The 13,348-nt window shown below is 74.0% G+C and carries 15 protein-coding genes; 6 read left to right on the forward strand and 9 right to left on the reverse strand.

What is annotated here, in order from left to right:
* Positions 1–3: 3 nt before the first annotated feature.
* Complete coding sequence (locus C1729_RS06370; RefSeq protein WP_102509198.1) at positions 4–903, reverse strand: anti-sigma factor; 900 nt, start codon at positions 901–903, stop codon at positions 4–6.
* Positions 900–1,454 (reverse strand): RNA polymerase sigma factor SigE, encoded by a 555-nt coding sequence (gene sigE, locus C1729_RS06375; RefSeq protein WP_102509199.1) that lies wholly within the window; start codon positions 1,452–1,454, stop codon positions 900–902. The genes C1729_RS06370 and sigE overlap by 4 nt, the downstream gene beginning before the upstream one ends.
* Before the next feature lie 189 nt (positions 1,455–1,643).
* Here sigE and C1729_RS06380 point away from each other — a divergent pair, with 189 nt between their 5' ends.
* Positions 1,644–2,276, forward strand: a complete 633-nt coding sequence (locus C1729_RS06380; protein ID WP_102509200.1) for an O-methyltransferase — start codon at positions 1,644–1,646, stop codon at positions 2,274–2,276.
* 85 nt (positions 2,277–2,361) lie between these two features.
* On the opposite strand, the gene C1729_RS06385 is transcribed toward C1729_RS06380, so the two are convergent.
* The 5 genes from C1729_RS06385 to dapE form a co-directional block, all read right to left on the reverse strand.
* Positions 2,362–3,963, reverse strand: coding sequence for a leucyl aminopeptidase family protein (locus C1729_RS06385; RefSeq protein ID WP_102509201.1), 1,602 nt, complete (start codon positions 3,961–3,963; stop codon positions 2,362–2,364).
* A gap of 4 nt (positions 3,964–3,967) precedes the next feature.
* Positions 3,968–4,135, reverse strand: a complete 168-nt coding sequence (locus C1729_RS06390; RefSeq protein ID WP_102509202.1) for a DUF3117 domain-containing protein — start codon at positions 4,133–4,135, stop codon at positions 3,968–3,970.
* A gap of 185 nt (positions 4,136–4,320) precedes the next feature.
* Positions 4,321–5,301, reverse strand: a complete 981-nt coding sequence (gene folP / locus C1729_RS06395; protein ID WP_102509203.1) for a dihydropteroate synthase — start codon at positions 5,299–5,301, stop codon at positions 4,321–4,323.
* Positions 5,298–6,137 carry an LOG family protein gene (locus C1729_RS06400; protein WP_102510558.1) on the reverse strand — a complete coding sequence of 280 codons (840 nt, stop codon included), beginning with the start codon at positions 6,135–6,137 and terminating at the stop codon, positions 5,298–5,300. Before C1729_RS06400 ends, folP begins: the two co-directional genes overlap by 4 nt.
* Positions 6,138–6,190: 53 nt before the next feature.
* Positions 6,191–7,309: a succinyl-diaminopimelate desuccinylase gene (gene dapE, locus C1729_RS06405; protein ID WP_102509204.1), complete on the reverse strand. Its 1,119-nt coding sequence runs from the start codon at positions 7,307–7,309 to the stop codon at positions 6,191–6,193.
* Between the two features lie 124 nt (positions 7,310–7,433).
* Here dapE and dapD point away from each other — a divergent pair, with 124 nt between their 5' ends.
* Together dapD and C1729_RS06415 are read left to right on the forward strand one after the other, a co-directional pair.
* The gene (dapD, locus tag C1729_RS06410; protein ID WP_102509205.1) at positions 7,434–8,387 is read left to right on the forward strand and encodes a 2,3,4,5-tetrahydropyridine-2,6-dicarboxylate N-succinyltransferase; all 954 of its coding nucleotides are present in this window, start codon (positions 7,434–7,436) and stop codon (positions 8,385–8,387) included.
* Between the two features lies 1 nt (position 8,388).
* On the forward strand, positions 8,389–9,324 hold the full coding sequence (locus tag C1729_RS06415; RefSeq protein WP_102509206.1) for a hypothetical protein: 936 nt from the start codon (positions 8,389–8,391) through the stop codon (positions 9,322–9,324).
* A 36-nt stretch (positions 9,325–9,360) separates the two neighbouring features.
* Here the strand turns inward: C1729_RS06415 and C1729_RS06420 are convergent, their stop codons facing one another.
* On the reverse strand, positions 9,361–9,633 hold the full coding sequence (locus C1729_RS06420; RefSeq protein WP_102509207.1) for an anti-sigma factor: 273 nt from the start codon (positions 9,631–9,633) through the stop codon (positions 9,361–9,363).
* Positions 9,630–10,343, reverse strand: coding sequence for a sigma-70 family RNA polymerase sigma factor (locus tag C1729_RS06425; protein WP_422917642.1), 714 nt, complete (start codon positions 10,341–10,343; stop codon positions 9,630–9,632). Before C1729_RS06425 ends, C1729_RS06420 begins: the two co-directional genes overlap by 4 nt.
* A gap of 89 nt (positions 10,344–10,432) precedes the next feature.
* Between C1729_RS06425 and C1729_RS06430 the strand changes: the two genes are divergently transcribed.
* The 3 genes from C1729_RS06430 to rsgA are packed head-to-tail and all read left to right on the forward strand — an operon-like array spanning position 10,433 to position 13,343.
* Positions 10,433–10,900 carry a DoxX family membrane protein gene (locus tag C1729_RS06430; RefSeq protein WP_102509208.1) on the forward strand — a complete coding sequence of 156 codons (468 nt, stop codon included), beginning with the start codon at positions 10,433–10,435 and terminating at the stop codon, positions 10,898–10,900.
* Between the two features lie 59 nt (positions 10,901–10,959).
* Positions 10,960–12,297 carry a 3-phosphoshikimate 1-carboxyvinyltransferase gene (gene aroA, locus C1729_RS14740; RefSeq protein WP_102509209.1) on the forward strand — a complete coding sequence of 446 codons (1,338 nt, stop codon included), beginning with the start codon at positions 10,960–10,962 and terminating at the stop codon, positions 12,295–12,297.
* Between the two features lie 5 nt (positions 12,298–12,302).
* Positions 12,303–13,343 carry a ribosome small subunit-dependent GTPase A gene (rsgA, locus tag C1729_RS06440; RefSeq protein WP_207204570.1) on the forward strand — a complete coding sequence of 347 codons (1,041 nt, stop codon included), beginning with the start codon at positions 12,303–12,305 and terminating at the stop codon, positions 13,341–13,343.
* The last annotated feature ends 5 nt before the right edge of the window (positions 13,344–13,348 follow it).

Below are 13,348 nucleotides of genomic sequence, written 5' to 3' on the forward strand. Positions count from 1 at the left end.
CGATCATCGGGAGATCTCCTGGGTGAGCACGGACCAGCCGCGGGCGACACGTGCGACGAGAGGGCTGCGTTCGTCGTCCTCGAGGGACGCGAGCACGTCGAGCGCAGGGCCGTCGTCGTCCGGCGCGTAGATCTCGACGACGACGTCGCCGACCTGGGTCGCGACGTGCCACGGCTCCGAAGTCAGCACGTAGACGGTGCGGCCCGCGACGCTCACAGCCGTGTGCTGCGCGAGCTCCGCCGCGAGCGTCCCGCGGCGTTCGACGACGATGACCGGCCCGGCCGGCGTGTCGAGGTCGAGCTCGAGGACGTCACGCTCGCTCCGGTGGCTCGCGAGGCTCACGCCGTCGGGCAGCCGCGCTGGCACGACCCAGCCGCCTCGTGCGAGGTCGGCGAGAACCGTGGCCGAGCCCGTCGTCGCCGAGATGCCGACGACCCCGGGGACGGGAGCGAGACCGAGCGTGCCGAGCGCCGAGACACGCTCCGGGTCAGGGTTGACGAGCGGGGGCCTGCCGAGCTCGGAGAGCCCGACGACGCCGAGGCCGACGACGGCGACGGACGCCGCGGCCCACCGCCACGCCCGGCCGCTGCGGCGAAGGTCGCCCGTGAGCGCGGGGAACGCCCGCCCGTCGGTGTCGGGGCGCAGGTCGGGGTGGCACTCGCGGCGCGGCGCGGGCTGCGTGGGAGGCGCAGGGCTCGCGCCCGCGAGGATGCGTGCCGCGAGGTCCGGTCCCGGCGCGACGTCGCGGGCCGCGAGGAGCATCGAGCGCGCGCGACGCTCGTCGCTGAGATCACGGGCGCAGTCTGCGCACACGACGAGGTGGGACTCGAGCCGCTCAGCCTTGGCAGGCGGCAGCTGCCCGTCGACGTAGGCGCTGATCCATGCGCCGAAGTGGCTCGTCACGGGTGAGCCTCGTGCGACGCGGCCCCCTCGTGGGAGCGCCGGTGGGCAAGCTGGGTCCTCAGCTGTACGCGTGCCCGGTGGATGCGGGAACGCACCGTGCCGAGCTTGATGCCAAGCGTCACCGCGATCTCCTCGTACGAGAGTCCTTCGATGTCGCACAGGACGACGGCCGCCCGGTACTCGGGCGCGAGAGCGTCGAGCGCCTGCTGGATGTCGAGGTCGAGGTTGCCGTGCTCGAAGCCGCGCTCGGGCTCGATCTCGGCGGACCCCGGCACCCGCGACGCGTCGTCACCCATCGCGTCCATGCGGATCCGCTGACGGCGGCGGGCGCCGTCGAGGAAGAGGTTCGTCGTGATCCGGTGCAACCAGCCGTCGAAGTTGCCCGGCTCGTACCGGTCGAGCGACCGCAGCACGCGGACGAAGACGTCCTGCGTGAGGTCCTCCGCGTCGTGACGGTTGCCCGTGAGCCGGTACGCGAGACGGAAGACGCGCGCTGAGTGGTCCTGGACGATCTGCTCCCAGGTCGGCACGGTGGTCTCGACGTCGCTCACCGAGCCAGTCTCTCAGGTCGACCGCGACCGCGTGAACCGGGTGCGCCACGGGCGAACACGCGTCGTCGTACGCCTGGCGCTCGCAGCGCCCAGCGCCTGCTCCCGTGCCGGGCGCGAGCACGGCGGTAGGATCGGCCCGAGGGCCGGTCGCGCGTCGCGGCGGCCCCGATCGTCCACGAGGAGGACATCATCTCCAGCGACAAGACCCTGGCCTGGGACTACTGCGAGGACTACGTCGTCGAGGACGACGTCCTCCTGCGCGCGCGTGAGCGCGCAGCCCAGTACGGCTGCCACGCGATCGCGCCCGGGGCGGGAGCAGTCCTGCGGCTGCTCGCGGCGACGCTGCGCGCCCGCACGGCCGTCGAGGTCGGCACGGGGACGGGGGTCGCGTCGCTGTGGCTCCTGCGTGGCATGGACGCGGACGGTGTCCTCACGACGATCGACCCCGAGGCCGAGAACCAGCGGGCTGCCAAGGCCGCGTTCGCCGAGGACGGCATCCGTCCCGAGCGTGCGCGCACGATCAACGGTCGCCCGCGCGACGTCCTGCCGCGGCTCGCCGACGCCGCGTACGACCTTGTCCTCGTCGGCTCGGATTCGCCCTCGGCCGCCGACCACGTCGAGCAGGCGCTGCGGCTCCTGCGTCCTGGTGGCGTGCTCGTCCTCGACGAGGCGCTCTGGCGAGGCCGCGTCGCGGACCCGGCGCGGCGCGACGAGGCGACGACGATGGTCCGCGAGATCGGGCGCTCGCTCCGCGAGGACCCGCGCGTCCTGCCCGCGATGATCCCGTCGGGCGACGGTCTGCTCCTCGCGGTCCGCCGCTGACCCACCGCCCTGACGACGAACCCCGCCGGCACGGTGTGCAGACGGGGTTCGTGCGTTCTGTCGGCCTTCGATGGCCGTCGGCGTGTCAGTCGCGTGCAGCAAGACCCTCGAGCGTGCTGAGGAGGAGCCGCGCGCCGAAGCCCGTCGCACCCGCAGGGACCTCGTGCGACGCCTTGTCGGCGTGCGCGGGTCCCGCGATGTCGACGTGCGCCCACGGGACGTCACCGACGAAGCGCCGCAGGAAGAGCGCTGCAGTGATCGCGCCGCCGCCACGCTCGTCGGCCGGCACGTTGCGGAGCTCAGTGACGGTCGAGCCGAGGCGCTCGTCGTACTCGTCGACGAGCGGCAGACGCCACACGGCTTCGCCCGTCGTGCGTGCGGACTGCTCGATCGTCGTGGCGAGCGCGTCGTCCGTCGCGAGCAGCGCCGCCGTGCGCGGGCCGAGCGCGACCGCGGCCGCACCCGTGAGCGTCGCGACGTCGATGAGGGCGTCGGGCGAGAACGTCGAACGCGCCCACGCGATGCCGTCGGCGAGCACGAGCCGCCCCTCGGCGTCCGTGTTGCCGACCTCGACGCGTGTGCCGTCGACCATCGTGAGGACGTCGGCGCGACGGTAGGAGCTCGCCCCGAAGTGGTTCTCGGCGAGCGGCAGGACCGCGGTGACGTGGAGCGGCAGACGGGCCTCGGCGGCCGCGAGGACCGTCGCGAGGACAACGGCGGCGCCGCTCATGTCGTTCTTCATCGTCACCATCGAGGTGCGCGGCTTGATGTCGATGCCGCCCGTGTCGTAGGTGATGCCCTTGCCGACGAGCACGACGCGACGTGCGTCGGCGGGCGCGTCCTCGGGCGTGTACGTCACGGCGACGAGCGCGGGCTCCGACGCGGAGCCCTGGCCAACGGCGGTGAGACCGCCGAAGCCGCCTGCGGCGAGCGCGGGACCGTCGAGGCGTGTCACATCGAGGCCTGCGGCGTGCGCGAGACGCTCGGCGACGTCGGCGACCCAGCCCGGGTTCTTGACGTTCGACGGGACAGTCGTGAGGTCGCGCACGAGCCATGCGGCGCGCGCCGCGCGCGCGGCCTCGTCGATCGCACGCTGGGCGTGGTCGCCGAGCAGCACGAGCTGCGCGGCCGGGTCCGTGCGCGGAGCGCCGGTCGCGGCCGTCGGTGCGCGGTACGCGCCGAGGAGGTACCCCTCGACGAGCGCACGCTGGTCCTCGAACGTGTCGGTTCCGCTCGCCGTCGTGAGCACGCGGCCCACGCCGCGGGTCTCGCGGGCGATCGCGGCACCGGCCCGGCGGAAGTCCTCGACGCGTGAGCGGCCGAGGCCGAGGAGGACGACGCGCTCGGGCAGGCCGGCCCACGGCAGCGCGTCGGCACTCCGGTGGGCGCGCGGCAGGTCGACGACGAGCGTCTCCCCCGCGGCACCGTCGAAGCTCGCGCGCTCCGCGAGCTCGGAGAAGTCGACACCGTACCGGAGCGCGGCATCGATCATCCCATGACGCGGCTCGAGGCCGTCGCCCTCCTCGGGCCCAGGGGCCACGGGGAGGACGACGACCTCGACCTCGTCCTGCGTGAGGAACGTGCACTCGGCCAGCCGCCCGGCCGCGACGACGACCTCAGGAAGGTCACGGTCGACGCTCCACGGGTCGACGACGGGCGCGGCCGTGCGTGCAGGCGTGCGCGGCAAGGTGTCAGCCCACCACGCCGTCGAGCGCGGCGCCGAGCTCGGCAGCCTCGTCAGCGTTGAGCTCGACGACGAGCCGACCACCACCCTCGAGCGGGACGCGCATGACGATGCCGCGGCCCTCCTTCGTCACCTCGAGCGGCCCGTCGCCGGTCCTCGGCTTCATCGCTGCCATGAGTGGCTCTCCCTTGCGTCGGTTGCGGCCGCCGCTCGGACGCCCGTCGCCTCCCACCCGCGCCGCAGCGCAGGTCGGAAGGCGTCCGTCGGGCGTCGCGGACGACGGATTCCGCCCCTATTCTAGGTCATGGGAGCGTCATGCCGCCCTCCCCGGGGCGTCGCGCGTTGTGCTGAGAGCGATGCTTAGAGCCCACGGACCGCCGCGCGCGGCGGGAGGTCGCCCCGGATCGCGGCCACCATGTCGAGCGTCCGCCGCGTCGCGCGCACGTCGTGGGCCCGGAACACGCGGGCGCCGCCCCACGCTGCGAGGGCCGTCGCCGCAAGCGTCCCCTCGAGGCGTTCGTCGACCGGGAGATCGAGGGTCTCGCCGACGAAGTCCTTGCGGGAGAGCGCCATGAGCACCGGGTGCCCGAGCGCGACGAGCGACGGGGTGCGACGCACGAGGCGTAGCGAGTCGACCGTGCGCTTGCCGAAGTCGTGCGTCGGGTCGACGAGCACCCCGAGCGGGTCGACGCCGCACGCGACGGCCCGCGCCGCACCGGCCGCGAGCGTCGTCACGACGTCGTGGACGACCGCGTCAAGCGGATCCGTGCCCGCCGGGGCGTCGGCAGGCAGGTCGAACCGCACGTCGCGCGGGTCCGTGCGGGGCGGCAGACCGCCCGTGTGCGAGACGACGACCGCGAGCCCCAGCCGCCCCGCGACCTCGACGAGGTGCGGATCGGCGCCGGCCCACGTGTCGTTGAGGAGGTCCGCGCCCGCGTCCGCGACCGCCTCCGCGACCTCGGCGCGCCACGTGTCGACCGAGAGGACGACCGTGTCGCCGAGCTCGGCGCGCAGGCGCGCGACGAACGGCGCGACCCTGTCGATCTCCTCCGCGGGCGAGACGTCGGGGCCCACCCCGGCGCGCACCCCGCCGACGTCGATGATCTCCGCGCCGTCACGCACGGCACGCTCGACGGCCGCGAGCGCGACGTCGTCGTCGGCGTGCCGTGCCCCCGGGAAGAACGAGTCGGTCGTGCGGTTGACGATCGCCATGACCGCACCACCGTGCGCCCCGACGTCACGTCCGCGCACGCGCAACGGCGGCGAGGCCGGCGGGAGCGCGTCGAGGGTCGGCGCGAGAGCGGCCCACGGCAGCGCGCCGTCCCGCGCCGACGTGCTCATGAGGCGTCGCGCGCGTCCGTGACGCGGCCGGCGGCAGCGTCCTGCGCCGTCTCGAGCTCCGCGAGAGCCTCGACCTGCGCGGCACGCAGCTCGAGGTCCCGGCCGACAACGATCTCGACCGCTTCTTCGGCCGTGTCGACAACCCTCACGAGGTCGAGGTCCGCCGCCGAGATCATGCCGCGCGCGAGCACGGGGCCGCGGAGCCACTCGAGCATGGGCGTCCAGTAGTCGGCGCCGACGAGGACGATCGAGAACTCCGTGACCTTGTGGGTCTGGACGAGCGTGAGAGCCTCGAAGAGCTCGTCGAACGTGCCGAAGCCGCCTGGGAGGACGACGAAGCCCGACGCGTACTTGACGAACATCGTCTTGCGGGCGAAGAAGTAACGGAAGTTCACGCCGAGGTCGACCCACTGATTCATGCCCTGCTCGAACGGCAACTCGATCCCGAGGCCGACCGAGACGCCACCGGCCTCCGAGGCGCCCTTGTTGGCAGCCTCCATGATGCCGGGGCCGCCGCCCGTAATGACGGCGTAGCCCTTCTCGACGAGCAGGCGCCCGACCTCGACCGCGAGCTCGTAGTCGGGCGTTCCCGGCTTCGTGCGCGCCGAGCCGAAGACGCTCATCGCGGGGCCGAGCTCGGCGAGCGCGCCGAAGCCCTCGACGAACTCCGACTGGATGCGCATGACGCGCCACGGGTCGCCGTGGACCCAGTCGGCGTCCCCGTCCTTCGACAGGAGCCGCTGATCGGTCGTCTGCTCGGGAATCTGGCCGCGGCGCAGCAGGACAGGGCCCTTGCGGTAGCCGGTTCCGGGCTGGGAGATGCCTTCGTCGCTCATGCCGTCCACCCTAGGGGCAGCCACCGACGTCCGGGTGGATGTCCGGCGACGGTTCAGCGCGCGGACAACCAGGAGAGCAGCGCGTCGTAGGTCGCCGTCACCTGAGCGACGGGGCAGCGCTCGTCGTCCTTGTGCGCGAGCAGCGGGTCGCCCGGGCCGAGGTTGACCGCGGGGACGCCGAGCGCGGAGAACCGTGCGACGTCCGTCCAGCCGAGCTTCGCGGTCGGCTGGCCGCCGGTCACGGCGAGCACGGAGGCGACGAGGTCGGCGACGAGCGGGTCGTCGAGCCCGGGACGCGCGCCCTCGGCGCCGTCGGTGCGCGTCACCTCGAAGCCGTCGAATAGCTCGCGTACGTGAGCCTCGGCCTGCGCGAGGCTCTTGTCGGGCGCGAAGCGGTAGTTGACGGTGACGACGCACTCGTCGGGGACGACGTTGCCCGAGATCCCGCCCCGGATGCCGACCGCGTTGAGGCCCTCTCGGTAGGCGAGGCCGTCGACGTCGACAGTCCGCGGCGCGTACGCCGCGAGGCGCGCGAGCACCTCCGCGGCGTCGTGGATCGCGTTGTGCCCCGTCCACGCGCGCGCCGAGTGCGCGGCGACGCCGCGCGTGCGCACGTCGACGCGCAACGTGCCGTTGCAGCCGCCCTCGATGCCGCCCGACGTCGGCTCGCACAGCACCGCGACGTCACCGGCGAGCCACTCGGGGTGGTTCCGGACGAGCCGGCCGAGGCCGTTGAGGGTCGCCGCAACCTCCTCGTGGTCGTAGAACACCCACGTGAGGTCCGCGGCCGGCACGACGTCCGCGCCGAGACGGGCCGCGAGCGCGAGCTGCACGGCGACGCCCGCCTTCATGTCGACCGTGCCGCGTCCCCACAGCTCGGGTCCGTCAGGGCCGTCGACGACGCGCACAGGGAGGTTCGGCGGGTCCGTGAGCGGCACCGTGTCGAGGTGGCCCGCGACGACGACGCGGCGCGCCAGACCGAGGTGGGTCCGCGCGACGACCGCGTCGCCGTCGCGCAGCACCTCGAGGTGGGGCAGCCCGCGCAGCGCGGCCTCGACCACGTCGGCGAGCCGCGTCTCGTCGCCCGACACCGAGGGGACGTCGCACAGCGCGGTGACGAGCGCGGCGAGGTCGCCGCGAAGATCGAGGGCGGGAGTGTGCTGCGGGGTCATGCGGGGATACTAGTCCTGCGGCCCCTCCTGCTGCCGAGCGTCGCCCAGCGCTCGGGATCGGTCGTGCCGCGCAGGATGCGAGACGGTCACGGCCCGTGCCCGACCCGCCCCCTAGGGTGGTCCCATGACCCAGACCTCCCGGAACGCCTGGGGTCTCGGACTTGCGACGATCGCAGCCGACGGCTCCGTCCTCGACACGTGGTACCCCGCGCCTCGCCTCGGCCTGGCGCCGGACGACCCGTGGGCGGACCCGCTCGCGGAGGATCTGGGTGCGCTCGCGACCGACGACGACGCGCGCCGCGTGCGCCGCGAGGTCGTCGTGCGCTCGATCGACCTCGACGCCCCGCCGACGGACGCGTCCGACGCCTACCTGCGCCTCCACGTCCTCTCGCACCGCCTCGCGGCCCCCGGGACGATCGACCTCACGGGGATCTTCGGTCTCCTCGCGAACGTCGTATGGACCGACCGTGGTCCGTGCGCGGTAGACGGCTTCGAGGAGACGCGGCTGCGGCTCGCCGCGAGCGGCCCCGTCACCGTCTGGTCCGTCGACCGGTTCCCCCGCATGGTCGACTATGTGCTGCCGTCGGGCGTGCGCATCGCGGACGCCGACCGTGTGCGCCTCGGCGCGCACCTCGCACCCGGCACGACCGTCATGCACGAGGGCTTCGTGAACTTCAACGCCGGCACCCTCGGCGCCTCGATGGTCGAGGGGCGCGTCTCGCAGGGCGTGACGGTCGGCGACGGCTCCGACGTCGGCGGCGGCGCGTCGATCATGGGGACGCTCTCGGGCGGCGGCACGACCGTCGTCTCGATCGGGCGGCGCACCCTCCTCGGCGCGAACGCCGGGCTCGGCATCCCCCTCGGTGACGACTGCGTCGTCGAGGCCGGCCTCTACGTCACGGCCGGCACGAAGGTCACCCTCCTCGGCGAGGGCCCGGGCGGCGACGTCGTCGTCAAGGCGCGTGACCTCGCGGGACGCAACGGGCTGCTCTTCCGCAGGTCCTCGCTCACCGGCCGCGTCGAGGCCCTCGTGCGCGAGGGCGTCGGCGTCACCCTCAACGAGGAGCTCCACGCCTGACATGACGTCTCCGCCCCGCTCCCGCACGTCGCGGCCTCGTTCGAGGCAGCGACGTGCGGCACGCGCGCTCGGCCGCGCGGTCGTCGGGGCAACGGCCGTCGTCGGTCTCGTCGCAGGCGGCCTGTGGGCCGTCCGTGAGGTCCTCGACGCGCGACGCCCCGAGCCCGAGCCACGCCACACGTGCTGGGCGAACGCAGGCGGCGACGACTGGTACCTCTCCCCCGACCAGGCGCAGAACGTCGCGCTGTTCGCCGCCATGGCGACCGAGCGCAGGCTGCCCCCGCGCGCGGTCACCATCGCCATCGCGACAGCCCTCCAGGAGTCGTGGGCGACGAACATCGACTACGGCGACCGCGACTCCGTCGGGCTCTTCCAGCAGCGGCCCTCACAGGGCTGGGGCGCGGTCGAGGAGATCATGGATCCCGTCTACTCGACGGGGAAGTTCTACGACGGGCTCGTCAGGGTCCGCGACTACGAGAAGCTCGAGGTGACGGTCGCGGCCCAGGCCGTCCAGCGTTCCGCGTTCCCCGACGCCTACGCGCAGCACGAGGGCAAGGCCCGCGCGTGGGCGTCCGCGCTCGCCGCGCAGGACGGCGCGACCCTCACGTGCGAGCTGCGCGCTGCCCTCCCCGGGGGCGACCCGGCGGCGTTCGCACGGCGCGTCGACCGGGACTGGCCGTCGGCGTCCGTCACCGCAGACACGGCGACGGGCACCGTCCGCATCTCCCCCGGGAAGCTCGGCAGCGACAAGGGGCGCACGCTCACGCGGCTCGCCCACTGGGCGGTCGCCGTCGCCGAGGACGGCCAGGTCGCTTCGGTCGCCGTCGGCGACCGCGTCTGGGAACGTTCGACGGCCGCGTGGCGGACCGTCGTCCCGACGGAAGGCACCGCACCGACCTCGAAGGCCGACGCGGTCACCGTGACGCTCGTCCCCTGACGGAGCCTCGCCCAGGCGACGAGCGCCCCGCTCCGGTCAGAACTCCGTGCGCCACACCGCGATCTGCGTGCTGATGCGCACGCGGAGCGACTCCGGAGCGCGCTCGCAGCACGAGCGGCGCAGCACGACGCGCATGATCTCCTCGATCTCGAGGGCGCCGAGCTCAGGCGCGACCTCGGCGACGTTCGCCCGCAGGTCTGCCGCGTCAGCGACCGTCATGTCCGAGCGCAGGTAGTCCTCGACATGACTGATGACCTCGGCGCACTCCTCGCCGTCGAGCGGACGGCCGTCGGGAGCGGTGCTGCTCATGACTCCTCCTGCGTCCCCGCGGGCAGGAGCCCGCGCTCGGCCGCGTACCCCGCGAGGAGCGTGCGCAGCTGCGCGCGCCCCCGGTGGAGCCGCGACATGACCGTGCCGATGGGCGTGCCCATGATCTCGGCGATCTCCTTGTACGGGAAACCCTCGACGTCCGCGAGGTACACGGCGATGCGCCGGTCCTCAGGAAGGGCCGCGAGCGCGTCCTTGACGTCGGAGTCCGGCAGCGCGTCGAGCGCCTCGACCTCCGCCGAGCGCAGGCCGGTCGACGTGTGCGACGCCGCGCGGGCGATCTGCCAGTCCTCGATATCCTCGGTCTGCGACTTCTTGGGCTCGCGCTGCTGCTTGCGGTACGTGTTGATGAACGTGTTCGTGAGGATGCGGTACAGCCACGCCTTGAGGTTCGTGTCCGGACGGTACTGGTGGAACGCCGCGAACGCCTTCACGAAGGCTTCCTGGACGAGGTCCTCGGCGTCCGTCGGGTTGCGCGTCATGCGCAGCGCGGCCGCGTAGAGGGCGTCAAGGTAGCCGAGCGCGTCGCGCTCGAAGCGCGCCCGCCGCTCGGCGTCGGTCTCGTCCGCGGGGGCTCGGCGGGTGTCGTCGGTCTCGTCCATCACGGGCAAGCCTAGCCGGGGCAGCGCGTACGGCGCCGTCGGTCGGTCGACGGCGCCCACGGTGGGACGAGGAGGGGCGGAGCAGCTCACATCCCGTCAACACGTTCCCCCTGCCAGGCATTCCCCACGAGCGCTACCGTGGGATCTCGTCGTACGTGTCCCGGCCGAAGGAGCCCCCCATGCTCGTCCGTCGTCTCGCCCGCCCGATGCTCGCCTCGTGGTACGTCCATGACGGACTTGACGCCGTGCGGACGCCCGCGCCGCACGTCGCGGTGGCCCGTCCCGTCGCGGACCGTGTGACCTCGGCCCTCGGCCGCGCGCCGCTGCCCGACCGCACGCTCGCGTGGGCCGTGCGCGCGCACGGCGCCGCGACGATCCTCGCAGGCGCAGGTCTTGCGCTCGGCCGGGCGCCGCGCTCGAGTGCCGCGACCCTCGCGCTCCTCACGCTGCCGCTCGTCGTGGCGCAGCAGCCCTTGACGTCCCGACGCACGGTCGACCGTGAACGTGTCACGCCGTTCGTCCACGCGCTCGGCGGACTTGGCGCCGCGGTGCTCACCGCGGTCGACCTCGAGGGACGCCCCGGGGTCGCGTGGCGCGTCGACAAGGCGCGACGCGACCGTGCGGACCGTGCGACGCACGAGGAGTGAGACGTCTCGCGGCCCGGCCGCGCCCGGCCCGTCCGACGCCGCTCCGATAGCCTGACGGCATGACCACCTCGACGCCGAACACCCCTGTGCCCGACGCCGCCTCCACCCCTGACCCGGCGTGGGCCGCGCCCACCGCCGCGAGCCCCCTCGACGCGACCGTCGAGGTTCCGGGCTCGAAGTCGCTCACGAACCGCTACCTCGTGCTCGCCGCGCTCGCGAACGGCCCGAGCGAGCTCCGCGGCGCGCTCAGCAGCCGTGACACGCTGCTCATGGCGGAGGCCCTGCGGCAGCTGGGTGTGGGCGTCGAGGTCGACGGCACGACGTGGCGCGTCGCCCCGGGCGAGCTGCGCGGCCCGGCGTCAATCGACTGCGGTCTCGCGGGGACGGTCATGCGGTTCCTGCCTGCGGTGGCCGCGCTCGCCGACGGTCCCGTGCGCTTCGACGGCGACGCAGGGGCGCGCGTGCGCCCCATGGGCCCGGTCCTCGCGGGCCTGCGCAACCTCGGCGTCCCCGTGACGGCTGACGACGGCACGGAGCCGTCGACCCTCCCGTTCACGGTCGAGGGTCGCGGCGGCGTCGTCGGCGGTGCGGTCGACGTCGACGCGAGCGCGTCGAGCCAGTTCGTCTCCGGCCTCCTCCTCGCGGGCGCACGCTTCGACCGGGGGCTGCGCCTGCGTCACGTCGGGACCGCGCTGCCGAGCCTCCCCCACATCGAGATGACCGTCGACGTCCTGCGCGGCGCAGGGGTCGAGGTCGACGATTCGACGCCGTCGACGTGGGTCGTCGCCCCGGGGCCGATCGTCGCGCGCGACGTGCGTGTCGAGCCCGACCTCTCGAACGCGAGCCCGTTCCTCGCGGCCGCACTCGTCGCAGGCGGCACCGTCCGCGTCTCGGGCTGGCCGACGTCGACGACGCAGCCGGGGGCGCTCGTCCCCGAGCTCTTCGAGCAGCTCGGCGCACGCACGCGTCGCGTGGGCGACGCGCTCGAGGTCACCGGCACGGGCCGCATCCGCGGCCTCGACGTCGACCTCCACGCCGCGGGCGAGCTCACCCCGACGATCGCGGCCCTCGCCGCGCTCGCCGAGACGCCCAGCCGCCTGCGCGGCATCGCGCACCTCCGCGGTCACGAGACCGACCGTCTCGCGGCGCTCGTCTGCGAGATCAACCGGCTCGGCGGCCGCGCGACCGAGACGGAGGACGGTCTGACGATCGAGCCTGCCGCGCTCCACGGCGGCACCGTCGAGACGTACCACGACCACCGCATGGCGACGTTCGGTGCGATCCTCGGCCTGCGCGTCCCCGGCGTGCGCGTCGAGGACGTCGCGACGACCGCGAAGACCCTCCCGGACTTCACCGGCATGTGGGGCTCGATGCTCGCGGCGACGGCACGGAGCTGACCCGCGTGAGCCCGCGGCAGCGTGACGAGTCGGACTTCCACGCGCGCCCGTCCCGCCGCGGCTCGCGGCCGCGCACCAAGCAGCGGCCCGAGCACGCGGACGCGGAGCGCGGGCTCGTCACGGGCGTCGACCGCGGGCGCTACACGCTCCTGCTCGACGAGGACGGTCCGGACGAGCGCATCGTCACCGCGATGAAGGCGCGCGAGCTCACCCGCTCGCGTGTCGTGTGCGGCGACGCGGTCGACGTCGTCGGCGACACGAGCGGCGACGACGGCTCGCTCGCACGTATCGTCCGCATCGCCGAGCGTGTCTCGGTGCTCCGGCGAACGGCCGACGACACCGACCCGTACGAGCGCATCGTCGTCGCGAACGCCGACCAGCTCGTCGTCGTCACCGCGCTCGCCGACCCCGAGCCCCGGCCGCGCATGATCGACCGGTGCGTCGTCGCCGCGTACGACGCCGGCATGGACGTCCTCCTGTGCCTGACGAAGTCGGACCTCGCGTCTCCGGACGCACTCCTGGCGCTCTACGAGCCGCTCGGCGTCGAGGTCGTCGTCACGCGGCGCGACGACGCGGGCGGCGTGCCCGCCGCGGACGCCGTTCGCGACCGCCTGCGCGGTCGCACGTCCGTGCTCGTCGGGCATTCGGGCGTCGGCAAGTCGACGCTCGTCAACGCGCTCGTCCCGGGAGCAGCGCGTGCGACCGGGCGCGTCAACGACGTCACGGGCCGAGGGCGGCACACGTCGACGAGCGCCGTCGCGCTGCGGCTGCCTGACCACGACGGCTGGGTCATCGACACCCCTGGCGTGCGGTCCTTCGGGCTCGCGCACGTCGAGCCCGCGACGATCCTCGCCGCGTTCGACGACCTCGCCGAAGCCGCCGCAGAGTGCCCCCGCGGATGTACGCACCTCGCGGACGCTCCCGACTGCGAGCTCGACACCTGGGTCGCGGCCGTCACCGACGACTCGGCCGAGCACACGTGGCGCGCGCGTCGGCTCGACTCGTTCCGGCGCGTCCTCGCGGCACGCACGGGCGCGGCGGAGTAAGCCCT

Source organism: Sanguibacter massiliensis (genome assembly GCF_900240335.1).
GTDB lineage: Bacteria > Actinomycetota > Actinomycetes > Actinomycetales > Cellulomonadaceae > Flavimobilis > Flavimobilis massiliensis.